Genomic DNA, 25994 nt, shown 5'->3' with positions numbered 1-25994 from the left:
TATGAACGCGCCGCAGCCCCGGCCAGAGATGCCATCAAACGACCAGGAAGACCGCTACCTGGCCACCACCCACGAGGTCTTCAATCAGCCGCCGGCCCTGGAGAACTACAATCTGTTCGAGCAGGACATTGCCCTGCAGGAAGCCGCCCTGCGGGAAGGTGCCGGTAAAGCCGCCGAGGACCTCAAGGCATTCGGAGCTCTCGCAGGGGCCGCCGAAACCATTGACCTGGGGTTTCGCGCCAACGCCAACAAACCGGTGTTCAATACCCACGACCGGTACGGCCACCGCATTGATGAAGTGGACTTCCATCCGGCCTATCACGAGCTGATGCGGATTGCCTTCGACAACGGCCTGCACAGCAGCCCCTGGAGCCATCCCTGCCAGGGCGCACACGTTGCCCGTGCTGCCAAGTACTACATGCACTCCCAGGTGGAAGCTGCCCACTGCTGCCCGGTCACCATGACCTTCGCGGCCATTCCTTCTATCCGGAAACAGCCGGAGCTGGCGGCGGACTGGGAAGCTCGCATCCTGGCCGACAGCTACGACGCGCGCAACCTGCCGGACAGCCAGAAAAGCTCGGTCACCATTGGCATGGCCATGACTGAAAAACAGGGTGGCAGCGACGTTCGCGCCAACAGCACCAGAGCCTATCCGGTCGGCGCGGGAGGCCCCGGCCAGGCCTATGAGTTGGTAGGCCACAAATGGTTCGTCTCTGCCCCCATGTGCGACGCCTTCCTGGTACTGGCTCAGACACAGGCAGGACTTTCGTGCTTCCTGATGCCCCGCTGGCGTCCGGACGGCACCAAAAACCCCTGGCAGGTCCAGCGCCTGAAGAACAAGATGGGCAACGTCGCCAACGCCTCCAGCGAAGCCGAACTGCGCGGTGCCCTTGCCTGGATGGTTGGCGAAGAAGGCCGCGGTGTGCCCACCATCATTGAAATGGTGGCCATGACCCGCTTCGACTGCATGATCGGAAGCTCCGCCGGCATGCGTCAGGCCATCGCCCAGGCCAGTCATCACTGCCGTCACCGCAGCGCCTTCGGCGCCCGCCTGATCGATCAGCCTCTAATGCAGAATGTCCTGGCCGACCTGGCCCTGGAAAGCGAAGCGGCACTGGCCTATACCATGCGCATTGCCCGCGCCCTGGACAACCAGGACAAGGAGCACGAACGACTGCTGGCCCGCCTGGCCACACCCGTCGGCAAATACTGGATCTGCAAACGCACCCCGAATCATGCCTACGAGGCCATGGAATGCATCGGCGGCAGCGGCGTGATGGAAGACTGCATCATGCCCCGACTGTTCCGGGAATCACCGGTCAACGCCATCTGGGAAGGCAGCGGCAACGTCCAGTGCCTGGACACCCTGCGCGCCCTGCAAAAAGAGCCTGAAACCCTCGACGCCTTCTTCAAGGAGGCCGCCGAAGCCAAAGGCGCAGATCGCCGCTTCGACCAGTTCCTGGCGCAGCTGCAACATGACTTCGCCGACATCAGCGATTTCCAGTACCGCGCACGCAACCTGGTCGACCGCATGGCCCTGGCCCTGCAGGGCTCCCTGCTGCTCCGCCACTCGGATGCCGCCGTCGCCGACGCTTTCTGCGCCTCGAGACTCCAGTCCAATGGCGGTATGAACTACGGCAACCTGCCCTCGGGCACCGATCCGGCAGCCATTATCAAACGGGCAACGCCTGTAGTAGGGTAAGTGGTCGCTGTTAGCCAGACCTGTCGGATTACGCCTTCGGCTAATCCGACCTACTGAGAACTCGCGAACTGTCGGAGGTAGGCTTTCCAAAACTGTGCGGAGCCATGGATGGCGGAGCCCAAGCGCCACAGGGATGTGCCGCAAGGAGCGTGTTTTGGAAAGCCTACCTCCGCCAGTTCCTGCACCGAAGTCGGAACCACAGATGTCAGAAGCCCTGAGAAAACTCCTGCGGGAGGGCCAAAAGCCCCAACAGTCGGTTATCACGCCCCACGTGGGCGTACTGACCCTGCACTTCCAGCTCTACGGCTGCGACGACCTCAAAGCCAAGCGCAAAGTCTTCACCGCCCTGAAGGCCGTCTGGGGCAAAGAACCCGATCTCGCGGTAGCCGAGACCGCCGACCAGGAGGCCCTCGACTGTGCCACCTGGACCATTGCCGCCCTGGGCACCTCCTCCCAGCAGATTACCCAACGCCTGGACCAGATCGAAAAAGCCATCGAAGAACGCGTGGATGCTGCCATACTGGAAATACACCGGGAAATACTCTGACCGGGAAGCAATAACCTGAGCAGCGGCCGTGTGGCGTAACCTGTCGCCACGCCGTATACTACGCCCCCTCAGGGATGCCAGTGCGCCTGCCAGAAGCAGGTGACCAGAAACCAATGCCGGACATGAATGCCGGCCGTATCCGCAGGGCATCCGGAACCGGCCCTTCGGATGACCACTGAATGTGAGTGGCGCCTATGACCGGAAAGAAGAAATCCGCACAGGCCTCGGTAGAGGCCATGTATCGCGTGTTCACGGTGCCTGAGGCACCGGAATCGACGCTGAGCCGGATTGACCAGAACATCTCCCGCAATCTTGCAGGCTTCCTGCAGGAACACATTGTTGCGGTTGAACGGGACCTCTCGGATGTGGAGAAAGACTTCTCCGACTACAGCATTCCCGAGAAGCCCGTCTTCGTATCTGAACAGGCCCAGTTCCTGCTCGACAAACTGGTGGCCAATTCCGTTCACACCGCCTCTCCGGCCTTTATCGGGCACATGACCTCAGCGCTGCCGTACTTCATGCTGCCGCTGTCCAAGATCATGATTGCCCTGAACCAGAACCTGGTCAAAACCGAAACCTCCAAGGCGTTCACGCCCATGGAGCGCCAGGTACTGGGCATGATCCACCGCCTGGTGTATCAGGAAGACGGCGCCTTCTACCGCAAGTGGATGCACGACCCCCGTTATGCCCTGGGTGCCATGTGCTCCGGCGGCACCGTCGCAAACCTGACGGCCCTGTGGGTCGCCCGCAACCGGGCGTTCCCGGCTGAAGGCAGCTTCCGGGGCCTGCACCAGGAAGGCCTGTTCCGGGCGCTGAAGTACTACGGCTACGAAGGCGCCGCCATCGTCGTTTCGCGGCGCGGCCACTATTCCCTGCGCAAAGCCGCCGACGTGCTCGGCCTGGGCCGCGAATCCCTGATACCGGTGGACACCGACGACGAAAACCGCATCAACACCGACGCCCTGCGGGACAAGTGCCTGGAATTGCAGCGCCAGAAAATCAAGGTCATGGCCATCTGCGGTGTGGCCGGCACCACCGAAACCGGCAACGTCGACCCCCTGGACGCCATGGCCGACATCGCCCGGGAATTCGGCGCCCACTTCCACGTGGATGCCGCCTGGGGCGGGCCCACACTGTTCTCCCGCACCTACAAACACCTGCTGCGGGGCATCGAGAAGGCCGACTCCGTCACTTTCGACGCCCACAAACAGCTCTACGTACCCATGGGCGTGGGCCTCGTGGTATTCCGCGACCCGAGCCTGGCCAGCGCCGTTGAACACCACGCCCAGTACATAATCCGCAAGGGCTCCCGGGATCTTGGCAGCACCACCCTGGAAGGCTCACGGCCCGGCATGTCCATGCTGATCCACTCCGGCCTGAAAATCCTGGCCCGGGAAGGCTACGAGATCCTGATAGACCAGGGCATCGACAAGGCCAAAACCTTCGCGGAAATGATCGAAGCAGAACCGGATTTCGAGCTGGTTACCAAGCCCGAACTGAACATCCTGACCTACCGCTACTGCCCGGAAAACGTCCAGGAAGCCCTCGCCTGCGCCGACCCGCTGCAGGCAGAAAAGCTCAACACCTGCCTGAACCGGATCACCAAGTTCATCCAGAAAACCCAGCGGGAACGGGGCAAGGCGTTCGTGTCACGGACCCGGTTGGAGCCGGCCCGTTACTTCAACTTCCCGTGCATCGTGTTCCGGGTGGTACTGGCTAACCCGTTGACCACCAGGGAAATCCTGGCAGACATCCTTTCGGAACAGAGAGAATTATCACGGGATGAGGGTATCGAGGATGAGATCAGCATCCTGCACCAGATGGCGGATGCAGTCCTGAAGCAGGCTACGCCAAACGCGAGACAGGCCTGAAGGGCCCAAAAGATTTAGCCATGACCATTTTTGGCCACAACCATGGCTCAGGTGAACCGGGCGGGGGATGGTTCAAAAACTGTGCGGAGCCAGGGATGGCGGAGCCAAGCGTACAGGGACGTATTCACAGCGTGTTTTTGAACCATCCCCCGCCCGGCTCGCTTCTCCCAAGCCTGCAGACAAGGCCTCAGTAAAGCGCCTCTTCATCATCCAGAACATCGTGGATGATATCCAGGAACATCTTGTCCGCCTCACTCCAGTTCTCCGGAATCCGGATATTCGTGCTGGCACTGATCTCCTGTGCAATCAGCTCCTCGGCATTCGGCTTGCCACGATGCTTGCGGGCGATCTCCATGGATTTAACGGCAATGGTCGGATCGCTCAGAACCTTCTTGATAAAGGTCCTCAGCTCATCAATCATCTTCGCCTGACGGCTTTCAACGGATGAACTCATACTTCACTCCATGGACAAATAGGCTTGAGGGGTGAGCCACCCCTTTTTAACGATAGTATGACCAAACTCGGTTTATACAACCAGCCCGGTCAGATCAACAAGCCCCGGAGCGTAAAGAACAGGATCGCGGCCATGATGGCAGACGCCGGCACCGTGATGATCCATGCCGCCGCAATGCGCACCAGGTGCGAACGTTTCACCATTTCTTCCCGGTAGATCTTCTTCAGGCGCTTGCGCTCGGACTTGGACAAAGGCACCTGCTTTTTCTTCTTGGCCTGCTTGAGAAGGTTCTCCATCTCCTCCACCGAGGCATTACGAAAATCATCCAGGAAGGGTTTGAGACGCTCCTGCTCGGCGGGGTCGTGGTGCTCCATGATCTTGTGCAGCTGGGTCGCATAGTTGGACTTCAGGTACTCCCGGAGGAAGCCAACGCCGAACACGCCGCCTATGGCGATATGGGTGGAGCTGACCGGCAAGCCCAGCTGGGACGCGAGGATCACCGTAAGCGCAGCCGACAGGGCGATACAGAATGCCCGGGTCTTGTCCAGTTCGGTGATTTCACTGCCAACGGTCTTGATCAGGCGTGGCCCGAACAGCATGAGGCCAACGGCCAGGCCCAGGGCACCCACCATCATTACCCACATCGGGATGCTGGCAGACGTCACCACAGAATTCGCGGACAGGGCATCGTTAATTGCCGCCAGGGGACCGATGGCGTTGGCGACGTCATTGGCACCGTGAGCAAAACTCAGCAGGGCGGCAGCAAAGATCAACGGCCAGGTAAACAGGGTATTCACGCCTGCCGAGCTGTTTTCCATGGTCGATGCCATGCGGCCCACCAGGGTGCGCATGACGAAGAACACCACCGCAGCCGCGGCAAGACCGATCAGCGTCGCCTCAAGAAAATCGACTTTGACGATTTTCTTCACACCCTTGATCATCAGATAGGTTCCGAAAGCCCAGGCCATGATTGCCACCAGCCAGGGAACAAAGGTCCTGGCCGCCGGAATGACCTCTTTCCGATACAACACGGTCTTCTTGATCGCGAACAGGAACAGTGCTGCCAGCGCCCCACCGAGAACCGGCGAGATTACCCAGCTGGCCGCAATCTTGCCCATCACCGCCCAGTCTGCGATTCCCCAGCCACCGGCGGCGATACCTGCGCCCAGAACGCCACCAACAATGGAGTGGGTTGTAGACACAGGTGCGCCCATCCAGGTGGCCAGATTCAGCCAGAGGGCGCCCGCCAGAAGGGCGGCGGTCATCAGCCATACGAAAGCCCTGCTCTCTTCCAGATTGGAGGGATCAATGATGCCACCCTTGATAGTGGACACCACATCGCCTCCGGCGATGATCGCGCCACCGGCCTCGAAAACAGCTGCGATGAGTACAGCGGCACCCAGGGACAGGGCACCAGAACCTACCGCTGGCCCCACATTGTTAGCAACGTCATTGGCGCCGATATTGATCGCCATGTAACCGCCAATCACCGCGGCGGCCATCAGCAACATACTGTTGGGCATTCCCTGACTGAAAGATCCGACAGTCAGCCACACACCAAGTAGGAAAAGCAGGCTGATGCCGACCCTGTATCGTTCCGTGGTAGGGCTGGTGAGAAGGGTATCCAGGAATCCGCTCGAACGGGCCATAACAGATCAGGTCTCGTTTAGTCTGTGAGGATTGGGGGCGAGCTCTGTCGCGCGGCAACTATAAAATTTTTGACATGAAAATGAAATAAAACGGTCACAATTGACACAGACTAAACACATCACAGACGGGAGTGCAAAAACGCACTAAATTGACTCATAATTCCGAATATAAGCGTCAAAATTACAAAAACAGCAAAATAAGGTTCCCATGCCTAATTCACCTTCCTCCGGGCAGCTTGCTGCCGGCGAACGGGAAGACGCCCAGGTTTCGCGTCTGCTTACCTGGCTCTCGGCAACCGCCATCGCTTTTCTGGTTGGCATCGGTACCAAGGCCTGGTTCGCCGGACACACAACTCATGCCTGGGTGCTCTGGTCCTTCATCGGCCTGATTGCGCTGAACATGCTGTACTTTGCCAGCACCGGAAACCGTGCGCGCCAGAAAGCCGGGATGATCATTATTGTCGGCCTGCTTTTCACCTACCTGATTGCCTCTGGCGGCGAGAACAACACCGGGCCACTCTGGTTTTACGTCTTTCCACCGCTGCTGTTCTACCTGACCGATCTGAAAACCGGTACGGCCGTTCTGCTGTTCTGTTACCTGATTGCGGTAGTGGTATTCCAGTTTCCCGGGCTGCCACTGGTGTCCGCGGAATACAGCATGGATTTCAAGATTCGTTTTTTCGCTGCCCTGACCTTCGAATCGATTTTCTGCTTTGTCCTTGAAGCCAGCCGCCTGAAGGCACGCAATGAACTTCTGGCCCTTGCGGAAACCCACGAGCATGCGGCACGGACGGACGAACTCACCGGGCTGGCCAACCGCCGTGAAATGCAGAACCGCCTGACCATGGAGTTTTCCCGCTACCAGCGCTCCGGCCATCACTTCTCCATTGCCCTGATCGACCTCGATCTTTTCAAACAGATCAACGACCAGTTCGGACACGACGCTGGCGACGATGTCCTGCGGGAGTTCGCTGCCTTGATGCGAACCGTGATTCGGCAGGCGGATGTCGCGGCCCGATGGGGCGGTGAAGAATTCCTGGTCCTGTTGCCTGACACTTCCCTGCTGCAGGCTCTGACCCTGGCTGAGAGATTGCGGTCTCAAGTTGCCAGGCACCCGTTCCGGTTCAGGGACCAGTCGTTACCGGTAACCATCAGCGCCGGCGTCTGCTCTATTGCAAAGGCCCCCTCACTTGACGATCTGCTCAAACAGGCCGACCTGAATCTCTATAATGCCAAGGAATCCGGGCGCAACCGGATAGCACCGCGGGTTCGTAGCCAGGAAAACGAGTCCTCACCCATCCTCTCACCTTGAGGCAGCAAAGCACTCCCGCTATGATCGTGCGCCACCGAACGACCGTATGGTCATTTCCACGGCAGCGAACAGGTAACCTATGACATCAATCAGAATCTTGGTGGGCAGTGTCTATGGTGGCGCACTCATGACGGCCCGCGCCATCAAGAAGGAGCTGGAGGGCGATGGCCACCACGTAACCGTACTGGAGAACCCGGCTCTGGACGACATCACCTCGAACAACGATCCGCTTCTGGTCTGCACATCCACAACCGGGCAGGGTGAAGTGCCAGCCAACCTGCTGCCCTTCTATCTGGATCTGCGGGACCAACTGCCCCAGCAACCGGGTCGGCCGTTTGGCATCATCGTGCTGGGCGACAGTTCCTACGGTGACACCTTCTGTGGCGCCGGCGACCTGGTTGAGGAAGCGCTATACGAAACCGCTGCCCGCAAGGTGGGAGACACGCTTCGAATTGATGCCCTGGAAACCATGGAGCCGGAAGCCGAAGCCCTGCCCTGGGTCCGGTCATGGCTTGAGCAGATCTGAGTCCTGGCTACAAAATTTTGCCAAACAGGCCCTGCCGGTGACTTGAGCCGCCAAAGGCGACACGCCATACTCCTTTGGACAACGACAATCAAACGGTACGACGTGGCATCCACTTTCTGGCTTCGTTTACTGATAACACTGCTGCTGTTATCGGGTCTGGCTGCCCCATCCCTGGGGGCTGAGGATTCCTATGTACCGCAAATCGAGTATCTGCGCGCCGCCCCGGATGAAAACCTGACAGCCAGTGAAGCCCTTGCCTCCAGTGACTGGCAAACCCTCGAGGAAGAAAGCCCGAATTTCGGTTACATCCGGGATACCGTCTGGCTTCGGTTTCGGGTAGCCCACCCTGCCACTATCAATCTGCTGGAAGTCCGCTACTCACAACTGGACAGGCTCACCTTCCATCTGCTGGAAAACGGCCGCATTGCCCGGCGCATAGTGACCGGGGATCATGTGCCCTTTGAACAGCGGCCTATTCTGCATCGGCATTTCCTGTTCCCCTTCGAACAAAGCATCGCCAGCGAGTACCAGATTCTGCTGGAGGTGCACACCGAGGGTGCCATGCAGATCCCGGTTCGACTCTGGAACGCCCAGACTTTTTTCGAGCATTCATCCACTGAAGATCAGATGCACTCGGTCTACTACGGCATCCTGATCACGGTCATTTTCTTCAATCTGTTTATCTTCGCCGCTCTCAGAGAGCCGGTGTACCTGCTTTATGTGCTCTCGACGCTGGGTTACCTTCTGCTTATCGGCACGGTGAACGGCGCGGCATTTCAGTTCCTGTGGCCACAAAGCCCCGGAACACAGAATCAGATCATGTTGCTGGCCGTGCCTCTGGCGGTACTGTTCACCCTGCTGTTCTCGCGCTCGTTCCTGAAACTTCGGGAAACCGGCCCATTCCTCAACCGGCTGGTGGTGTTCGCCATTTCCGTGAACGCAGCCGTTGCATTGATGACTTTCTTCGTCGATTACAGTACCGGCAGTCGGCTGACCGTAGCCCTGGCAATACCCAGCTGCCTGTTGCTCACCGTTCTGGGGCCGGTGCAATGGTGGAAGGGCAACCCACAGGCCGGCTATTACACGGTGGCCTGGGCGGCACTGACGTTGGGCAGTGCAATAACCGCGGCCAACAAGTACGGCTTGCTGCCCAACAATTTTGTGACCACCTACGGCATGCAGATCGGATCCGCTCTGGAAGCCATTCTGCTCACACTGGCCCTGGCGGCGCGGCTTTACCAGGAACGGCAGGACAAGGTGGACGCCCGGGAAGCCGAACTGAATGCCCTGGCGGCACGGCGGTCAGCGGAGCTGAAGCTGATGGATCATGCGCTGCACAATCCGCTCACCGGACTTCCCAATCGGGGCAGCTTGGAGATGATGCTGAACGACCTGATGTTGCGCAGCCCCGAGCGACGCTATGGCGTCGCCGTCATCCACCTGAACAACCTGCAGTCGGTCACCAAAACCCTCGGGCACCGCAACAGTGACCGGATTCTGGAACTGGCGTCCAAGCACTACAATGCCGTGGCGCGGGAACTGCCGGGCGCCATGCCGGTAGAACAGAGCGACCAGCGCAATTTCTACCTGGCATCACTGGATCCTCAGACATTCGCCTTTGTTGTCGACGCCGATGCCACCGGTTCGGTTCCGCGCGCTATCCTCAAGTCATTGGAAGGCATACGCTACCCGATTGACTATCTGGGCATGCAGATTCCCCTGGACCCCAGGCTTGGGGTGGCAATCTTCCCGGAGCATGGTACGGATGCCAACACCCTGATACGCCGTGCGGTGATCGCCGAAGGATCGGATTCTGCCCGGGAGCGGGGAATTGCCTATTACAAGTCTAAAAAAGACTCCTATAGCGCCGACCGGCTGACCCTGGTGTCGGAGCTGCGGCATGCGCTTAACAACAACCAGCTGGCGCTGTTCATGCAGCCCAAGCAGAGCCTGAAAACAGGCCGTATCGTCGGGATTGAGGTATTGATCCGGTGGCCCGGCCGGGCGAAACCAATCCGCGCCGATGAGATTGTCAGCCTTGCGGAACAGACCGGGCTGATCAAACCGCTGACCCGATGGGTACTTGAGCAATCACTGCAACTGCGCTCACTACTGCTGGAGCGCGGCTGGCCTCTGAACATATCCATCAACATTTCGCCCAATAACCTGCGGGAACCGGACTTTCCCATTTTTGTCCAGCGTCTGATGAACAGCTATCACAGCCATCAGGGCTCGATTATCTTTGAGGTAACGGAAACCTCCATGATGCAGGACCCGGGTAATTCCCTGAGGGCGCTGAACTCACTCAGCGCCACCGGCATCCCGGTGTCGATCGATGACTTCGGGTCCGGCTATTCCTCACTGTCCTACATCAAGCAGCTACCCGCGAGCGAGGTCAAGATTGATCGGTCGCTGGTCACCGAGCTTACCACCGAGGCGGAAGACCGGGTGATTGTGCAGACTACTATTGATATGTGCCACAGCCTGGGCTATCAGGTGGTGGCCGAAGGCGTAGAGGATGACGTCACCGCCAACCTGCTCAGGGACATGGGTTGCGACATGATCCAGGGTTACCTGCTGACACCGCCGCTGCCGTTCGATGAACTGATGGACTGGCTGGACCAGAACCATCAGCAACCGGACCAGCGTAAGCTGGGCTAGCCGCCTAGGACCTCTGACGAATCAGGGCTTCCTGGGTGGTGGATGCCACAAGCACACCGTCCTGGTTGAAGAAGTTGCCACGATTGAAACCCCGTCCTGCCGAAGCACTGGGGCTGTCCTTGTCGTACAGCAGCCATTCGTCCATGCGGAAATCCCGGTGGAACCAGATGGCGTGATCCAGGCTAGCCACCTGCAGCCCCTTGCTCATGAACGTCAGACCGTGGGGATTCAGTGACGTACCGAGAAACTGGAAATCCGATGCGTAAGTCAGCAGGCAGCGGTGAAGCACGGGATCGTCCGGCAGGTATCCCTGGGCACGAAACCAGCTCTGCTTGTGGGGCGGGCGCTTCTCCGGCTTCAGGGGATTGACCGGGTTTACCGGACGGATCTCGATCGGGCGATCCCGGGTAAGAATCGGCCGCATTCTTTCCGGCACCTGGGGTGCCAGCAGTTGGCCCCATTCCTGTTCCGAGCGAAGCGTTTCCGGGTCAGGCGCGTCCGGCATGGTCAACTGATGCTCGAAACCTTCCTCGGCCACCTGGAACGACATGGAGCCGGTCAGGATTTCCTTGCCGTCCTGGCGGGCAATCACCCGACGTACCGAGAAACTGCCACCATCACGGACCCGCTGGACCTCGTAGTCGATGGGCATGTCCTGATTGCCGGGGCGCAAAAAGTAGGCATGGAGGGAGTGGCAAAGGCGACCTTCAACGGTTCGGCTGGCCGCCATCAACGCCTGGCCAAGAACCTGACCGCCAAAGACGTTGGGAAAACCCAGATCCTCGCTGTCACCCTGGAAGTGGTCGTCACCGATGGGCGAGAGATCCAGCAACTCCACCAGTTTCTTGGTTACCTCAAGCATGCCTGCTCCTGTGATTTCGTTAGCACACGAAGGAGTTTTCTACCGCAAGCGGCGAAATTTCGCAATGAAAAGCCGTCGCCGGCCATGACAAAACAGCCCCGTGGAACCGGGGCTGTTGAATAGAAGAGGAGCATCAGCCGTGTATCGGCGGCACTTCCTTGGACAGGGCCTGCTTTTCCATGGCAAAGCTGCCGGTTACCGCAAACCCCAGGACATCGCCGCCGGGGCTCTTGAACAGCGCCTTGACGTTGCTGCCATCCTGCTCAACCTCCCAGTTGCCCTCGACTTCCGACGGTGGAGGGCAAACCGCCGTGGGGCAACAGGGCGTCTTGATCATCACCGGCATAGTGCCATAGCTCACTTCGGTGCGCTCACCGAGCAACGTTTTGGCAAGCGCCCGGGAACAGGCCATCAGCGGCAAAACATAAAGCAGGACGTGACCGTCTACTTCGGCGCAGTCACCGAGTGCGTAGACATCCGGCGCCGAGGTCTCCAGAGCGCGATTGACCACGATGCCCCTGGCAGTCTCAAGCCCCGCAGCGCGGGCGAGATCCGTCCTCGGGCGCAGGCCGACGGCGGACAGTACCAGATCAGCTTCCAGAGTCTCGCCATTGGCCAGGGTCAGACTGACCCCGTCACCACTGCGGTCGATCCGATCAACCACGGTTCCGAGATGAAACCCTACCCCCAGATTCTCCAGCTCCTGCTGGACAGCATGGGCGGCCGCCTCCGGCAGCAGTCCGGGCATCACCTCCTCGGAAGGGGCAATCACATCAACTTCATAACCGCCGTTGCGCAGGTCGTTGGCAAACTCACAACCAATCAGACCCGCCCCCATAATCGCCACCCGCTTGCCCTCGCCCAGCGCTTCCCGGAAGGCGCGGTAATCCATCAGGTCATTGATCGAGAACACATGCTCCTGACCATCACCGTCCAGGCCGAGCCGGATCACATCGGCGCCCCAGGCCAGGACCAGCTTGCTGTAGGCAAGCCGTTCATCACCGAGAATGAGTTCGTGGGCGTCGGCATCAATTCCGGTGACCGTGGCAAAGGTCCGGATCCGGACATTCAACTGCCCCGCCATGGCGTCGGTCCCGCCCTGGGCCAGCCCGTCGGCATCCTTCCCCTTGGTAAAGCCGGTGGACAACATGGGCTTGGAGTAGCTCACGCCGTCGTCGGCTGTCAACATCAGAACCGGGGTCTCTTTGTCCTGCTTCCGGATTTCCCGTGCCAGCGAATAGCCGGATAAACCGGTGCCAACGATAACGATGGGGGCCTGTTCAGTCATAACCGCGTTCCTGTATTTTACGAACCTTGGCGGGTTTCACCTGCCGTGCCGGGTAATATCAGCCGATCTCGATCATTTCGAAGTCTTCCTTGCCGACACCGCAATCCGGGCAGACCCAGTCTTCCGGAACATCTTCCCACTTGGTGCCGGGCTCAATGCCGTCCTCGGGCCAGCCTTCGGCTTCATCGTAAATCAGACCGCAAACCACGCACTGCCACTTCTTCATAGGTTTTCTCCCAATATCATCCGGCCGCAATAGTAATTGTCAGACAATCATGCACGCAAGTGTTTTGTTCGCATTACACATACGAACAACTGTCGAATCAGGCCATCATACCCATCGCCCCGGAATTGACCAATGCCAATGCCGACGGTCCAGTTCGGAGTTTTCTGCCAATAGCCACAATTACAGACCTGACAACAGGGACCGCCCCTCCCTTCTGTTGCGCCTCTCCGGTATAATCGCCCGTTTTACGACAGGACCGACCGATATGACCGATACCGTCGCCGAAATGAACCAGGTAATGGCCGAAGCCGATTGCCTGGTCGATGAACAGCAGGTACAGACTGCAATAGGCAACCTGGCCGACGATATTACCGCCCGACTGAAAGACAGTAACCCCCTGTTATTCTGCGTGATGAACGGCGGGCTGATCCTTACCGGACAACTGTTACCCCGGCTCCGGTTTCCGGTCCAGGCCGAATACCTGCACGCCACCCGATACCGTCAGGAAACCACCGGCGGCATCCTTGAGTGGAAGCTCCAGCCCGAGGCAGATATGAACGGCCGCACCATCCTGATTGTCGATGACATTCTTGATGAGGGCACTACCCTGTGCGCCATCGCCGACTACTGCCGTGCCCACGGTGCCAGTGAGGTACTGACGGCAGTTCTGGTCGACAAGCAACATGACCGCAAAGCCCGCCCGAACCTGAAGGCCGATTTCACTGGCCTGGAAGTGGAGGACCGCTTCCTGTTCGGCTACGGCATGGACTACAAAGGCTACTGGCGTAATGCGCCCGGCATCTATGCAGTCAAGGGTCTCTGACATCGACAGTCGCCTGACCATACCCCCGACGGACTGGTATCAATCACTGACGGCTGCCGGCCTCCGAAACCCCGACGTTCACGGGCCGGCCCGCTACTGGCTGCAGGTGGAGGGCTCGTTTACCCGCGCGCTGCAGAAGCAATGCAGCCGCTCCTTCCACGTTGAGGTTCGCCGCGAGGGGTTTGCAACGCCGACAAAAGAAGAGGCCAGACGCCTCAACATCCCGCACCGCCAGTACGCCTGGATACGGGAGGTCAGCCTCTGTGGTGACAACCAGCCCTGGGTGTTGGCCAGAACGGTCATTCCCCTGAGATGCCTGGAAGGCGAGGGACGACGGCTATTGCACCTGGGCAACCGGCCTTTGGGCGCCTATCTGTTCACCAGCCCCCACTGGCAACGGGGCCCACTGGAAACCGGCCTCTGCAAACCGGTTATACCCGCCCAGCCAGAACTGGCGCGGCGCTCCCTGTTCAGTGGCCACAACAGCTCCCTGCTGGTTGGTGAATACCTGCTGCCAGCCCTGTTTCAGCGAAACACGCTTTAACCGGCCTCCTGCGACTGGCTATAATCCCTGCACTTATTCAATTCGAAGAACACCAGACGGACGCACGCCATGCTGCCTGACGCTGTGCCAGAACCTATCCAGCGCCGGCTGGCCGATTATGCCAGCTTGCTCAGAATCGACCGGCCAATCGGAACCCTCCTCCTGCTGTGGCCGACCTACTGGGCCCTGTGGCTGGCGGGCGATGGCAGCCCCGGGCTCGGCAATGTAATTGTATTCACCCTGGGCGTCTTCTTTATGCGCGCTGCCGGCTGTGCCATTAACGACTTTGCCGACCGCGACTGGGACAAGCACGTCAAACGCACCAAGGATCGCCCGCTAACCGCCGGCCGGGTCAAACCCTGGGAAGCGGTAGCGCTGTTCGCCGGCCTGTGTCTGGTTTCCTTCCTGATGGTGGTTCTGTTCACCAACTCGCTGACCCTGTACCTGTCCTTCGGCGGTGCCCTGCTGGCGTTTATTTACCCCTTCATGAAGCGCTACACCCATCTGCCGCAGCTGTTCCTTGGAGCAGCCTTTTCCTGGGCCATCCCCATGGCCTGGGCGGCGGAAGCGGGCGAACTGAGCCAGCTCACCTGGCTCCTCTTCACGGCCAACGTCCTCTGGACCGTTGCCTATGACACCCTTTACGCCATGGTGGACCGGGACGACGACCTGAAAGTGGGCATCAAGTCCACGGCCATCCTGTTCGGCGATGCCGATAAGACGATAATTGGCATGCTCCAGGGCATGGTGGTGCTGATCCTGATCATGGTGGGCCATCGTGCTGAACTGGGCACGTTCTATTACCTGGGCGTCGTGGCCATGGCCTGCCTGTTCGTATACCACCAGTATCTGGCGCGTGAAAGGGAACGTGAGGGCTGCTTCAAAGCGTTTCTCAATAACAACTGGGCCGGTTTCGCAGTTTTCGCAGGTCTGGTGATTGACCTCATCATTGGCTGAACCTGTCATATACTTGTAACACTTGGACGTTGTAATGAGGCAGCAACAAACCAAGGTCTGACACAGGTTAAAAGCTCATGACTGGAAAAACTGTCCTGATCGTCGATGACGAGGCCCCGATCCGCGAGATGATCGCCGTGGCTCTCGAAATGGCGGATTATGACTATCTGGAGGCAGCGGACGCCCGGGAAGCCCATGCCCTGATTGTCGACAAACACCCGGATCTCGTGCTCCTGGACTGGATGCTACCCGGCACCAGTGGCGTGGAGCTGGCTCGTCGCCTGAAAAAAGAGGAGGCGACCGCAGACATTCCTATTATCATGCTCACCGCCAAGGTTGAGGAAGACAACAAGATCCAGGGTCTGGAGGTTGGTGCCGACGATTACATCACCAAACCATTCAGCCCACGGGAACTGGTTGCCCGCCTGAAAGCGGTCCTGCGGCGCGCGACGCCGCCGGGCGTGGACAGCCCGATTGAAGTGGAAGGGCTGACTCTGGACCCGGTCGGTCATCGAGTTACCACCCAGGAGGGAGCCCTCACCATGGGTCCCACCGAGTACCGACTGCTTCAGTTCTTCATGACTCACCAGGAACGGGTATATACTCGCTCCCAGCTTCTGGACCAGGTCTGGGGTGGCAACGTCTATGTTGAGGAACGAACAGTCGATGTTCACATCCGCCGGCTTCGCAAGGCTCTCGGCGACAAGTACGACCACCTGATCCAGACGGTACGTGGAACCGGCTATCGTTTCTCGACCAGAGCCGCGTAAGTAACTCCGGCCAGCTGAGCATCAGCCCCGGAACGGACACAAGGCAGTTTTTGATGCAGCACAACTGGTCACGATACCTGCGCTACATTATCGGTGGCCTGATTGGCTCCACCCTGGTTGGCCTTTACTTCGGTGAGCCTGTCTACGGCCTGACCTTCGGGCTGATTGTCTATCTGTGGTGGACTCTGGTGCAGGCACGGCGCCTTTACCAGTGGCTGTCCAACCCGAGCGCCACCGACGAAGCGCCCCAAAGCATCGGGCTCTGGGGTGATATCTTCGACAACCTCCACAAACTTCACCAGACCCACCTGAGAACCCAGGACCGATTGCGGGCCCAGATCAACCGGGTGCAGGAGTCTACCAACGCCATGCGTGATGGTGTGATCATGACCGACTCCCGGGGGGCCATGGAATGGTGGAACGGCTCCGCCGAATACTTGCTCGGTTTTCGGCGCAACACGGACCAGGGCCAGTACATTCACAACCTGATCCGCACCCCGGCCTTCAAGACCTACTTCGATTCCCGGAATTATCGGGAGCCCCTGGAAATCCATTCCCCGGCCAAACCGCACATTCACCTGCAGATCCAGATCAGCCTGTTCGGTGACGACGACCGACTGATCGTCGCCAAGGATGTGACTCGTCTGTATCAGCTCGAACAGATGCGCCGGGACTTCGTCGGCAACGTGTCCCACGAGATGCGAACGCCGCTTACGGTCATCAGCGGCTACCTGGAAACTCTGGTGGACAACGCCGCCGACCTGCCGCCCAAGTGGCGCCGCGCCATTAACACCATGGCCGCCCAGTCATCCCGGATGGAAGCCCTGATCACCGATCTGATCCTTCTCTCACGAATCGAAACCGGTGAACAGACGGTCAACGACACGCTCACGGACGTGGACCAGCTGCTGGCTCAGATCTGCCATGACGCCCGGGCACTCAGTGGCGAAAAACAGCACGAGATTACCGTGCATATCGGCGACCACCGCCTGCTGAAAGGGGACGAAAGCCAGCTGCGCAGCGCATTCTCGAACCTGATCTTCAATGCGGTTAAGTACACGCCGGCAAACGGTCAGATCAGCGTATCCTGGTCCACCAACCGGGAAGGCGCCCATCTGTCGGTGAAGGACACCGGTATCGGCATTGACCCGGTCCATATACCGCGCCTGACAGAACGCTTTTACCGGGCCGACCCTAGCCGCCACAAGGATACTGGCGGCACAGGTCTTGGCTTGGCAATCGTTAAACACGTCTTGCTCAACCACGATGGCAATCTGGAGATTCGCAGCCGGATTGGTGAGGGCAGTGAATTTATTTGCCATTTTCCCCGGGAACGGCTGGTCGAACGCATCCCGGAGAAAGCGGAAAGCTAGCGCATCCCCGCCCGGAAACGGGCGACGAACCTCGACAGGTCCTCAAGCTTTTTCGGGTCTTCATCAACAAACCGGATGGTGACGCTGACAAAATCAGTGTCCTGGCGTTTGTCCACGGCCTGCAATTGGTGCACGTAGCCATTAAGGCGGGCCATCTGACCCTCGCCTGTTTCAATGTCCACCACTGCCTGGTCGAGAATCCCCGGGAACACCTGATCCCGCTTGGCGATCACCCGCACTTCAGTGAGATTGATATCCTTGACCACCGATTTCAGGGTGCTTTCTGCAAAACGCACGGAGGCAATACTCATCGAACCGCGGGACGGGGCCTGTTTGGGCGTTGCCACAGGAGCTGCCTGCGCAGGTGACGAAAGGGTTGAAGCGGCAGGGTTCTCCGCCATGGACTCCGGCTTGCGGGTCAGCAGGTTGGCGGACTCCTTGAAGGCATCGGCAGGGCTTGCCATGGACTTGCCGCTCCGGTCCATGGCGTCTTTCAGTTTGCGGCCCATCACCTTGATGATTTTCTTGCTCAGCCCCTCGGGGCTGAACGGTTTACCAAGGTATTCGGAAACGCCTCCCTTCACCGCTTCAATCACATGATCCTTGTCGCCCCGACTGGTAATCATGATAAAGGGCACGTTTTCGTACTGGGGCTGCTGGCGCATCCACTGCAACAGCTCCAGGCCCGACATCTCGGGCATTTCCCAGTCGCACAGTATCAGGTCAAACGCGGTCCGGGACATCAGCGACTGGGCCCGCCGGCCATTCTGGGCATCGGTTGTTTCGATCACCGGAAAACGCTGGCGCACGGTTCGTTTGACCAGATCACGTACAAAGCTGGCGTCATCCACGACCAGCGCTTTCAGCATTGCCATAGTTCAGACCTTCCCCTATCCACAACCCGTTTCTATGGTCCAACTATAGAACAAAGCCCCGCACCAGGAACCTGTCGGCAACAAAAAGACGACAATCGCCTTTTGCCGGGAACCGTCAGGTTAAAGAATTGTCACTCCACCGGGGCCCGGACAGTGTTTCTCCGGCTGAAAAACGCGCTAACATGGGCTCAGGACTATTCCACCACCATCAGCCTGATAGAGGTTTTGTGTGCTGACCAGACCTGCAAGGATTCTTCGCCAGGGCTGCCTTACCCGCGGCTTGTTTTTCTCCGGTTTTCTGTCATTTGTGTCCCTGCCGGCCCTCGCCCAGGACAACCCTGAGGTTGAGCCGGCGGGGTTTGCTGAGTGCAAAGCCCGGCTTCAGGAACAGGCCATTGCCGCCGGGGTCAGCAGCAAGACCGCCAGCGAGGTGATGTCCGAGGTTCAGCATCTGGCACGGGTGATCGAACTGGACCGTCGGCAACCGGAGTTCACCACTACGTTCGCCGACTACCTGAACCGGCGGGTTAACGAGGCCCGGGTCAGCAAGGGCCGTGAACTACTGGAGGAACACCAGGAGCTGCTGGCCAGAGTCACCCGGGAAACCGGCGTGCCCGCGCCTTATCTGGTGGCCTTCTGGGGCCTGGAAACCAATTTTGGCAGCTATTTCGGCAAGATGCCGGTGCCCAGCTCCCTGACAACCCTGGCCTGCGATCCCCGCCGCAGTACCTTCTTTACCGAGCAGCTGATCGCGGCCCTGCGCATCATTGATGAGGGCGCCATACCGGCAGACCAGATGGAAGGTTCCTGGGCCGGCGCCATGGGACACGTCCAGTTCATGCCCACCGTCTTCCTGAAACACGCAGTGGATGCCGACGGCGATGGCCGCAGGGATCTCTGGAACAGCCTGCCGGATGCCATGATGTCTGCCGGCAGGTTCCTGGAATCCATGAACTGGAACGGCGACTATCGCTGGGGGCGTGAGGTGCTTCTGCCCGAGAAATTCGACTATTCCCTGGCGGACGGGCGTCGTCTGCCGCTGGCGGAATGGCGCAACATGGGAATCACAGATGCCTTTGGCAATCCGCTGGCCCGTGAACCGATTGATGCCGCTCTGGTGGTACCCGCAGGACACCGTGGCCCGGCGTTTCTCGCCTATGACAACTTCCGCGTGATCATGGGCTGGAACCGCTCCGAATTCTACGCCATTGCCGTTGGCCATCTGGCAGACCGGATTGCCGGTGCCGGCAAGTTGCAGAACCCGCCGCCCGAGGATGCCCCGGCACTGTCCCGCGACAATATCATCAGTCTGCAGAAAGCCCTTCAGCAACGCGGCTATGAGCCTGGCAACCCCGATGGCATCATGGGCCCGGCAACCCGGTCCGCGATCCGGCAGTTTCAGTCTGCCAACAAATTGGTAGCCGATGGCTATCCCGGTGAATCGGTTCTGGCGGAGCTGGGGATACCTGCTGGCCAGTGATCCACCGGAGTGCCGGCGGCCTACTATTGCAGGTAACTATTTTGACGCGAGACTGATCTGACATGGATTCCATAACCCAGGCCGCCCTGGGCGCCTCCCTGGCCGGCGCCGTTGCCGGCAAGACCCTCGGCCGCTCGGTTTTGCTGACTGGCGCCGTGCTGGGCACCCTGCCGGATCTGGATGTTGTCATCGACTATGGGACGGCGGTGGCCAATTTCACCCAGCACCGGGGTTTCAGCCACTCGTTGTTCATTCTGGCTCCTCTGGCGGTGGCCCTTGCCTGGTTACTCTGGCGCTGGAAGCCGCAACTGGGTTTCCAGCGATGGCTCGCGCTGACTGGCCTGATCCTGATCACCCACCCACTGCTGGACGCCTTCACCACCTATGGCACCCAGCTGTTCTGGCCCATCGGGCCTCCCGTGGCCATCAGCAGCATTTTTATAATCGATCCGCTCTATACCCTGCCCCTCCTGGCCGGTTGCCTGTTTTTTCTTGCCCGACCGCCAGCCAAATCAGCGGTAGTTGCGGGGCTGGTCGTGTCCACCCTGTACCTGGGCTGGAGCGTCCTGGCCCAACAGGTCATTACCCAACGGGTGCAACCGGCGCTCGCAGAGGCAGGACTTGAAAACCCCGATCTGCTGGTTCAACCCATGCCTTTCAACACCCTGCTGTGGCGCGCCACGGCTCTTCAGGGTGATCAGCGGGTAGAGATTGTTACCGGCTTCCTGGACGGTGATACGCCCTTGAATCTTGAATATTTTCCGCGCCGCCCGGATCTGGCGAAGGCAGTCTCGGACCTGCCCGAGGCTCAGCGCCTGGAATGGTTCACCCGGGGCTTCCTGGACTACAACGAGGTCGGCAACCGCATCACGGCTACCGACATCCGGCTGGGCATCCCAGGCGCTCACCCTTTTACCTTTGTTCTGGCGACCCGAAATGGCAGCGGCATCGATCCCACGGCCAGCTTCCGGACTCCACGCCCCGATGTGAACACTGAAGCTCTGGCTTTGCTCTGGTCCCGGATGACTGGAGAAACCCCGGTGCTCTGCCTGGCCAGCCTGAGCTCACCGGCTCCGGGACAACGCTGCTGAATACCATGCGACTGGACCAGTTTATTGCCAACAGCACCGAACTCTCCCGAAAAGAGTCCAAACGGGCCATCAGTCGTGGGGAGGTAACGGTTGATGAACAAACCTGCAAGAGCGCCAACACCCAATTAACCGGCGGCGAACGGGTGGCCTTGGCCGGCGCCCTGCTGACTCTTCCAGGCGAGCGCTACCTGATGATGAACAAGCCGGCTGGCGTGGTGAGTGCGACAACAGACAGCGATCACCCAACGGCGCTGGACCTGTTGCCTGTGGACATCACCCGAAACCTCCACATTGCCGGCCGCCTGGACGCAGACACTACCGGCTTACTGTTGCTCACCACCGATGGTCAGTGGTCGCACCGGGTCACCTCACCGCGAACCGATTGCCCCAAAACCTACCAGGTCACGCTGAGCGAACCACTGACCGACGCAGCGGCACAACAACTGGAACGTGGGGTGGATTTGCACAACGACCCGAAGCCCACGCGGCCGGCCCGGGTAAAGACTCTGGAAGAGCGGATCATTGAGCTTACAATTTCGGAAGGGCGCTACCATCAGGTCAAGCGCATGCTGGCGGCGGTCGGCAACCACGTCGAGGCGCTGCACCGAGTGCGTATCGGGCAGGTCGAACTGGATAAGGCGCTGAAGCCCGGCCATTATCGGGAACTGACCTGCCAGGAGAAAGACAGCCTGGCCTGAATCAGGTCCGCTCGAAACGTTGTGCCTGCAGGTTCTTGCGCACGGCCCCGGCCTCGAACACTTCGCCATTCATGGCGATGTAGACCCCCGGTGGCAGCAACTGCACCGCGGCCCAGGCAAACCCGACGTTGAACACCGCATCGGTGCGGCGCATGCGGGCCGGCTGCATGGCGCCGGTCAGTACAATGGTTTTATCCTTGAGATTGGCCAACACCGCAGCCGTATCCGCCATGGTATCGGTACCGTGGGTCATAACGATGCGGTCACAATCGCATTCTCTGGCCGCCGCAAATACCAATTGGCGATCCTCATCAGTCATCTCCAGACTGTCTTTGCGCATCAGCTCCCGAAGGCGATAGCCCTCATGGATATTGGATTCCGAAAGCAGCTCAGGCAGCAGGCTGTGCCCCACCTCGAATTCGCTGTTGGCATCGAAATACACCTTGTCGATGGTGCCACCGGTGGTGAAAATCTGGATCATGGCGGGATTCCTTTCAGGGTCAGTTCACACTGACCGTGCTGTTGCCTGCGGTCGCGTAGGCCGCGTTCTTTTCCTGTTCGTAGCGCCGCGCCGCAGCAGCCACGGAACCCCGGGCTCCGGTATCAAGCCAGCGCTTGATCCGTCCGGCATCGCCCATCGGCGAGCGGGTACCAAGGGAATCCAGCAGAACGGTCACCACTTCCTTGCCGTTCATCTTCGAGATCATCACCAGGCAGCGACCGGCCTCGGAGAGATAGCCGGTTTTGCTCAGGGCCACTCCCCAGCTATCCCGATGCACCAGGGCATTGGTGTTCCCGAACGACAGGCTGTAACGGGGCTGCCGGAACTGCCCACGGAAATAACCGGTGGTGGAGTATTCCCGGATTTCCGGATAGTCAGCCGCCGCGTTTACCAGCTTCACAAGATCCGCTGCGGTTGAAAGATTCTCCGATGACAGCCCGGTGGGATCGACAAACCGGGTGCCGGTCATTCCCAGGGCCACGGCCTTGGCGTTCATGGCCTCAATAAAGGCATCGAATCCACCCGGATGGCTGCGGGCCAGCGTGTAGGCGGCAAAATTTTCCGAGGACATCAGCGCAATGCGCAGTACATCTCTGCGACGCATCTCTGAATCAATACGGATGCGGCTGTAGGCGTTGGCGGCGGCGGGCGTATGCCGCTCATGAAAGGTGAGCCATTCATCCAGCGGCTCGCCAGATTCCAGCACGACCAGCGCGGTCATGACCTTGGTGACAGAGGCAATGGGTACGGAACGGTCGGCGTTCTTGCCGAAAATCAGCTCGCTATCACCAGCCACAGCAACCGCGGCATTCACCGACGCAAGTCTGGGTCCATTTTCTGTTTCTGCGGCCCGCTTTTGGGAATCGCCCCCCGTTTGATGGGCCATAAGCGATCCAGGCAGCCAGAGCAACATCAAGATCACGAAAGGGGAAAAGCCGGCGAGTCTCATTTGTACAGATCCTGTGATTTATTCATGCATCGCGCAACCGGTCCGGAAACAGGCTTCTACAGATATGATGGTCAGGGTTAACTATACCAGCGAATGCCTTGTTTGATCAGGTGAAAAGTTTCTTGCGCCAATTTCATATAGCAAATGCAAGGGAGTTGGAAAACCATTAAAATTCGGCCTGATTCATCGAGTCAGAAAACACTTCTTAGTGGGACCGTCGCTTCATATGGATGACAGCACAGATCAGACTGAAAAAGCCGTGCTGTCACAACTCCGAGCCCAATCCGGGCTGACACCTTTTCGACGGTGGCTGCCATTCCTGTTTCTTTTCGCTGCTATGGCATACGGTCTGCTCGCAAGCCTCCTCCATGGACCTGAAAGCCCTCTTTCTCCGCTGTCGCACGTCGACTCGCCCGAGTCAACGTCCCAGTCCTCCCGCATTGAACAGATCGACTACCTGGTTGCCCCTCTGGAACAGATTATAGACGACGAAAACTGGCGGCAGAAAAACTGGCAAGCGGCCCCGTCACAGAACTCCGGCATTGGCTATTACAATGGCCCCGTCACCTTCAAGGTAACCGTGGAAAACCCCAGAACCACAGACGTCGAACAGTGGGCGCTTGTATCTGCGCCTTACATTGATCGGCTCAGGCCCGCCATTCTCGATGAAAACGGCGTTTTCCAGCGTCTTCGCGAAATGGGAGACCTTTACCCGTCCGGTAACAGGTTGATTTCACTACCACCGTGGATCTGGCCGGTTTCATTACCGACGGGCACTTCCATACTGTTGTTCGAGGTTCAAAATGCCGGCCCCACGTTACTGCCCATTACCATTCTGGAACCGAACAACGTTGTAAGCAGCATCGCAGGCACCATGACCTGGAAGGCGTTCATCACCGGCCTCCTGGTCTTCGCGTTGCTGCTGAACCTCAGTTTCATGATGAAATTCAGGCTGCCGGGGCTGGCCTGGCTGGGCGTTCTCACTCTATCCGTTATCCACGTGCAACTTGTTATGGAAGGATTCGGGCTATGGTTAATTTGGCCAAACTTCCCCGAAATTAACGCAGTACTAAACATCAGCCTTTGTCTTTGCCTCATCTCACTCTGCCAAATCACGCCAAACTTTATCCACGTCTCCAAACTCCCGAGACTGCTACTTAATGCGACGAGTGTGCTCGCCCTTTTACATTTGCTGGCCATGCCATTGCGGCTTCCGTTGGTCGGTCAGGACTCCTTCCTGATAATCGCCCTGGCAGGTGGTTCGATGATTCTGGGCCTTGCTCTCAAACAGGCCCAACACGAGGTGTATGCCCGCTACTTTGCGTTATCACTGCTCTTCATTCTCCTGGGTACAATTATCTCGGCGGCACGGACTGTCGGCTGGGTCCCGGTGAACAGTTTTACCGATTCCGCATTCTTTATCGGTGCAGCGGTCGCATCTCTGATCCTGACCAGCGGCATTGGCCGTCAGATATTGGAAGAGCGCAAAAAAAGGCTGGCCTCCGATATTCGGGCCCGCCAGGAACAAACGCTGCGATCTCACGTTGAGCAAAATTACAAACAACTCCTCAAAACCCACAGTGTTACCGGCAAACCCAATCGGGCCATGCTGGAGGAGTCACTGGATCAGCTTGATAGCCAACAACAGCCCTACACCGTCGCCATGATTCAATTGACACGGTTTAACGAAATCGAACAGGCTCTCGGCTATCGGACGGCAGAGGATCTGCTCAGAAGTTATCTGTGGGAGCTCGACGGATTCCTGAAACGGATCATGGGTGATCAGTTGATCATGATTGACGGCTATGCGCTCGCCAGCATTGACACCAGCAATCATGCCTTCGCCTTTTACCACAGTGACGCTCCGGACACTTACCCGGAAAAACTGAAAACACTCATGAACTGGTTGGGAGAGAACTTCCGCGAAGGCCGATTCTCGCTATCCTGGAGTTCATCGGTGGGTATCGCCCATGCTCCGGAGCATGGGGTCGACGCGTCAGAAATCCTTTCATCCGCTGGCTTTGCTGCCCTGGATACGCATCAGCCCCTTACGGTTTACGACCCGGCTATCGCGGACTGGCAGTACCAGCAGCAAATGCTGATGCTGGATATCGAAGAGGCACTGGGTGATGGCAGCATTTGGCTGGAATACCAACCAACCGTGCGAATACAGGACGCAAGTATTGCTTCGGTGGAAGCCCTGATACGCTGGCAACACCCGGACTTCGGCACGGTTGCTCCGGATCGATGGATCCCGTTAGCCGAACAGGTCGGGATGATTCACCACGTTACGCTCTGGGTGGTCGACCGGGTCTGCGAAGATATGAGCGCCCTGAAGGCCTGTCACGGGGACCACATTGCCGTTGCGGTCAATATTTCTGCAAACGATCTTACCCATCCGGACTTTCTGGAAAAAGTGAAGGCGATTGTGCAGCACCATGGGGCACAACCTTCCGATCTTATTCTGGAGATTACCGAAACAGCGATGATGGCTGACACAGCCTTGGCAAAAGACGTCATTCGGACCCTGAGCCAAAGTGGCTTCAGAATTGCCGTCGATGATTTTGGAACCGGGCACTCGTCGCTGGGAACCCTTGCCACATTCGAGCTGGACGAGCTAAAAATCGACCGGAGTTTTCTCAGTGACATACTCACGGAACCCGCTCGACAGCGAATATTCCGAGCGGCGCTTGACCTGGGTGAGGCTCTGGACCTGGATGTCGTGGTCGAAGGTGTAGAGGAGGAAGCTATCGCCGCCTGGCTACAGCAGTTCCCCGGCCTGTATGGCCAGGGATACTACTGGGGCAAGCCGGAACAGCTGAAGACATGAGCTC

Annotated in this window: 23 protein-coding genes; 15 read left to right on the top strand and 8 right to left on the bottom strand. The window is 58.8% G+C overall.

Features of this window, described 5'->3' with window-relative positions; genetic code table 11:
• Nucleotide 1 precedes the first annotated feature (1 nt).
• The 3 genes from A8B84_RS14095 (at nt 2) to panP (ending at nt 4120) form a co-directional block, all read left to right on the top strand.
• Entirely contained in the window at nt 2-1702 is a 1701-nt protein-coding gene (locus tag A8B84_RS14095; protein WP_064229769.1) for an isovaleryl-CoA dehydrogenase, read from the top strand.
• 202 nt (nt 1703-1904) lie between these two features.
• Nucleotides 1905-2249 carry a DUF503 domain-containing protein gene (locus tag A8B84_RS14090; RefSeq protein ID WP_064229768.1) on the top strand — a complete coding sequence of 115 codons (345 nt, stop codon included), beginning with the start codon at nt 1905-1907 and terminating at the stop codon, nt 2247-2249.
• Nucleotides 2250-2443: 194 nt separating this feature from the next.
• Entirely contained in the window at nt 2444-4120 is a 1677-nt protein-coding gene (gene panP, locus A8B84_RS14085; protein ID WP_064229767.1) for a pyridoxal-dependent aspartate 1-decarboxylase PanP, read from the top strand.
• A gap of 187 nt (nt 4121-4307) precedes the next feature.
• On the opposite strand, the gene A8B84_RS14080 is transcribed toward panP, so the two are convergent.
• Entirely contained in the window at nt 4308-4574 is a 267-nt protein-coding gene (locus tag A8B84_RS14080; RefSeq protein ID WP_064229766.1) for a hypothetical protein, read from the bottom strand.
• Between the two features lie 89 nt (nt 4575-4663).
• Entirely contained in the window at nt 4664-6223 is a 1560-nt protein-coding gene (locus tag A8B84_RS14075) for an inorganic phosphate transporter (protein WP_064229765.1), read from the bottom strand.
• Nucleotides 6224-6431: 208 nt separating this feature from the next.
• On the opposite strand from A8B84_RS14075, the gene A8B84_RS14070 reads away from it, so the two are divergent.
• The 3 genes from A8B84_RS14070 to A8B84_RS14060 all read left to right on the top strand — a co-directional run bounded on the left by A8B84_RS14070 (nt 6432) and on the right by A8B84_RS14060 (nt 10722).
• Nucleotides 6432-7535: a GGDEF domain-containing protein gene (locus A8B84_RS14070; protein ID WP_064229764.1), complete on the top strand. Its 1104-nt coding sequence runs from the start codon at nt 6432-6434 to the stop codon at nt 7533-7535.
• Nucleotides 7536-7614: 79 nt separating this feature from the next.
• Nucleotides 7615-8061 carry a flavodoxin gene (locus A8B84_RS14065; RefSeq protein WP_064229763.1) on the top strand — a complete coding sequence of 149 codons (447 nt, stop codon included), beginning with the start codon at nt 7615-7617 and terminating at the stop codon, nt 8059-8061.
• Nucleotides 8062-8163: 102 nt separating this feature from the next.
• Entirely contained in the window at nt 8164-10722 is a 2559-nt protein-coding gene (locus tag A8B84_RS14060) for an EAL domain-containing protein (protein WP_064229762.1), read from the top strand.
• 4 nt (nt 10723-10726) lie between these two features.
• On the opposite strand, the gene A8B84_RS14055 is transcribed toward A8B84_RS14060, so the two are convergent.
• From A8B84_RS14055 to A8B84_RS14045, 3 genes are all read right to left on the bottom strand, one after another.
• Nucleotides 10727-11584 (bottom strand): acyl-CoA thioesterase, encoded by an 858-nt coding sequence (locus A8B84_RS14055; protein WP_064229761.1) that lies wholly within the window; start codon nt 11582-11584, stop codon nt 10727-10729.
• A gap of 133 nt (nt 11585-11717) precedes the next feature.
• The gene (locus A8B84_RS14050; protein ID WP_064229760.1) at nt 11718-12872 is read right to left on the bottom strand and encodes an NAD(P)/FAD-dependent oxidoreductase; all 1155 of its coding nucleotides are present in this window, start codon (nt 12870-12872) and stop codon (nt 11718-11720) included.
• Nucleotides 12873-12930: 58 nt separating this feature from the next.
• The gene (locus A8B84_RS14045; protein WP_008173532.1) at nt 12931-13098 is read right to left on the bottom strand and encodes a rubredoxin; all 168 of its coding nucleotides are present in this window, start codon (nt 13096-13098) and stop codon (nt 12931-12933) included.
• A gap of 265 nt (nt 13099-13363) precedes the next feature.
• Here A8B84_RS14045 and A8B84_RS14040 point away from each other — a divergent pair, with 265 nt between their 5' ends.
• From A8B84_RS14040 to phoR, 5 genes are all read left to right on the top strand, one after another.
• Nucleotides 13364-13921 carry a hypoxanthine-guanine phosphoribosyltransferase gene (locus A8B84_RS14040; protein WP_064229759.1) on the top strand — a complete coding sequence of 186 codons (558 nt, stop codon included), beginning with the start codon at nt 13364-13366 and terminating at the stop codon, nt 13919-13921.
• Nucleotides 13902-14465 carry a chorismate--pyruvate lyase family protein gene (locus A8B84_RS14035; protein WP_064229758.1) on the top strand — a complete coding sequence of 188 codons (564 nt, stop codon included), beginning with the start codon at nt 13902-13904 and terminating at the stop codon, nt 14463-14465. The genes A8B84_RS14040 and A8B84_RS14035 overlap by 20 nt, the downstream gene beginning before the upstream one ends.
• Nucleotides 14466-14534: 69 nt before the next feature.
• Nucleotides 14535-15422 (top strand): 4-hydroxybenzoate octaprenyltransferase, encoded by an 888-nt coding sequence (gene ubiA / locus A8B84_RS14030; RefSeq protein ID WP_064229757.1) that lies wholly within the window; start codon nt 14535-14537, stop codon nt 15420-15422.
• Nucleotides 15423-15499: 77 nt separating this feature from the next.
• A complete protein-coding gene (phoB, locus tag A8B84_RS14025) occupies nt 15500-16192 on the top strand; it encodes a phosphate regulon transcriptional regulator PhoB (RefSeq protein WP_064229756.1) in 693 nt (230 codons plus the stop codon).
• 53 nt (nt 16193-16245) lie between these two features.
• Nucleotides 16246-17565, top strand: a complete 1320-nt coding sequence (phoR, locus tag A8B84_RS14020; RefSeq protein ID WP_064229755.1) for a phosphate regulon sensor histidine kinase PhoR — start codon at nt 16246-16248, stop codon at nt 17563-17565.
• Here the strand turns inward: phoR and A8B84_RS14015 are convergent.
• Nucleotides 17562-18440, bottom strand: a complete 879-nt coding sequence (locus A8B84_RS14015; RefSeq protein WP_064229754.1) for a response regulator — start codon at nt 18438-18440, stop codon at nt 17562-17564. The genes phoR and A8B84_RS14015 overlap by 4 nt on opposite strands.
• 229 nt (nt 18441-18669) lie before the next feature.
• Between A8B84_RS14015 and A8B84_RS14010 the strand changes: the two genes are divergently transcribed.
• The 3 genes from A8B84_RS14010 (at nt 18670) to A8B84_RS14000 (ending at nt 21709) form a co-directional block, all read left to right on the top strand.
• Nucleotides 18670-19920, top strand: a complete 1251-nt coding sequence (locus tag A8B84_RS14010; RefSeq protein WP_064229753.1) for a lytic murein transglycosylase — start codon at nt 18670-18672, stop codon at nt 19918-19920.
• A gap of 62 nt (nt 19921-19982) precedes the next feature.
• Complete coding sequence (locus A8B84_RS14005) at nt 19983-21011, top strand: metal-dependent hydrolase (protein ID WP_064229752.1); 1029 nt, start codon at nt 19983-19985, stop codon at nt 21009-21011.
• Nucleotides 21012-21016: 5 nt separating this feature from the next.
• Nucleotides 21017-21709: a pseudouridine synthase gene (locus tag A8B84_RS14000; RefSeq protein WP_064229751.1), complete on the top strand. Its 693-nt coding sequence runs from the start codon at nt 21017-21019 to the stop codon at nt 21707-21709.
• A 1-nt stretch (nt 21710) separates the two neighbouring features.
• Here the strand turns inward: A8B84_RS14000 and A8B84_RS13995 are convergent, their stop codons facing one another.
• Nucleotides 21711-22190, bottom strand: coding sequence for an asparaginase domain-containing protein (locus tag A8B84_RS13995; RefSeq protein ID WP_064229750.1), 480 nt, complete (start codon nt 22188-22190; stop codon nt 21711-21713).
• 19 nt (nt 22191-22209) lie between these two features.
• Entirely contained in the window at nt 22210-23097 is an 888-nt protein-coding gene (pbpG, locus tag A8B84_RS13990) for a D-alanyl-D-alanine endopeptidase (RefSeq protein WP_227512840.1), read from the bottom strand.
• Nucleotides 23098-23386: 289 nt separating this feature from the next.
• Here pbpG and A8B84_RS13985 point away from each other — a divergent pair, with 289 nt between their 5' ends.
• On the top strand, nt 23387-25990 hold the full coding sequence (locus tag A8B84_RS13985; RefSeq protein ID WP_064229748.1) for an EAL domain-containing protein: 2604 nt from the start codon (nt 23387-23389) through the stop codon (nt 25988-25990).
• Nucleotides 25991-25994 lie beyond the last annotated feature (4 nt).

Origin of the sequence: Marinobacter sp. EhC06 (assembly GCF_001650915.1) — a bacterium.
GTDB lineage: Bacteria > Pseudomonadota > Gammaproteobacteria > Pseudomonadales > Oleiphilaceae > Marinobacter.
This window is presented reverse-complemented; position numbering and strand designations above follow the sequence as displayed.

What these genes read in the sequence shown, in the direction of transcription:
- A8B84_RS14095 (WP_064229769.1), top strand. Translation starts at nt 2, where the DNA reads ATGAACGCGCCGCAGCCCCGGCCAGAGATGCCATCAAACGACCAGGAA.
- A8B84_RS14090 (WP_064229768.1), top strand. Translation starts at nt 1,905, where the DNA reads ATGTCAGAAGCCCTGAGAAAACTCCTGCGGGAGGGCCAAAAGCCCCAA.
- panP (WP_064229767.1), top strand. Translation starts at nt 2,444, where the DNA reads ATGACCGGAAAGAAGAAATCCGCACAGGCCTCGGTAGAGGCCATGTAT.
- A8B84_RS14080 (WP_064229766.1), bottom strand. Translation starts at nt 4,574, where the DNA reads ATGAGTTCATCCGTTGAAAGCCGTCAGGCGAAGATGATTGATGAGCTG.
- A8B84_RS14075 (WP_064229765.1), bottom strand. Translation starts at nt 6,223, where the DNA reads ATGGCCCGTTCGAGCGGATTCCTGGATACCCTTCTCACCAGCCCTACC.
- A8B84_RS14070 (WP_064229764.1), top strand. Translation starts at nt 6,432, where the DNA reads ATGCCTAATTCACCTTCCTCCGGGCAGCTTGCTGCCGGCGAACGGGAA.
- A8B84_RS14065 (WP_064229763.1), top strand. Translation starts at nt 7,615, where the DNA reads ATGACATCAATCAGAATCTTGGTGGGCAGTGTCTATGGTGGCGCACTC.
- A8B84_RS14055 (WP_064229761.1), bottom strand. Translation starts at nt 11,584, where the DNA reads ATGCTTGAGGTAACCAAGAAACTGGTGGAGTTGCTGGATCTCTCGCCC.
- A8B84_RS14050 (WP_064229760.1), bottom strand. Translation starts at nt 12,872, where the DNA reads ATGACTGAACAGGCCCCCATCGTTATCGTTGGCACCGGTTTATCCGGC.
- A8B84_RS14045 (WP_008173532.1), bottom strand. Translation starts at nt 13,098, where the DNA reads ATGAAGAAGTGGCAGTGCGTGGTTTGCGGTCTGATTTACGATGAAGCC.
- A8B84_RS14040 (WP_064229759.1), top strand. Translation starts at nt 13,364, where the DNA reads ATGACCGATACCGTCGCCGAAATGAACCAGGTAATGGCCGAAGCCGAT.
- A8B84_RS14035 (WP_064229758.1), top strand. Translation starts at nt 13,902, where the DNA reads ATGCAGTCAAGGGTCTCTGACATCGACAGTCGCCTGACCATACCCCCG.
- ubiA (WP_064229757.1), top strand. Translation starts at nt 14,535, where the DNA reads ATGCTGCCTGACGCTGTGCCAGAACCTATCCAGCGCCGGCTGGCCGAT.
- phoB (WP_064229756.1), top strand. Translation starts at nt 15,500, where the DNA reads ATGACTGGAAAAACTGTCCTGATCGTCGATGACGAGGCCCCGATCCGC.
- phoR (WP_064229755.1), top strand. Translation starts at nt 16,246, where the DNA reads ATGCAGCACAACTGGTCACGATACCTGCGCTACATTATCGGTGGCCTG.
- A8B84_RS14015 (WP_064229754.1), bottom strand. Translation starts at nt 18,440, where the DNA reads ATGGCAATGCTGAAAGCGCTGGTCGTGGATGACGCCAGCTTTGTACGT.
- A8B84_RS14005 (WP_064229752.1), top strand. Translation starts at nt 19,983, where the DNA reads ATGGATTCCATAACCCAGGCCGCCCTGGGCGCCTCCCTGGCCGGCGCC.
- A8B84_RS14000 (WP_064229751.1), top strand. Translation starts at nt 21,017, where the DNA reads ATGCGACTGGACCAGTTTATTGCCAACAGCACCGAACTCTCCCGAAAA.
- A8B84_RS13995 (WP_064229750.1), bottom strand. Translation starts at nt 22,190, where the DNA reads ATGATCCAGATTTTCACCACCGGTGGCACCATCGACAAGGTGTATTTC.
- pbpG (WP_227512840.1), bottom strand. Translation starts at nt 23,097, where the DNA reads ATGGCCCATCAAACGGGGGGCGATTCCCAAAAGCGGGCCGCAGAAACA.
- A8B84_RS13985 (WP_064229748.1), top strand. Translation starts at nt 23,387, where the DNA reads ATGGATGACAGCACAGATCAGACTGAAAAAGCCGTGCTGTCACAACTC.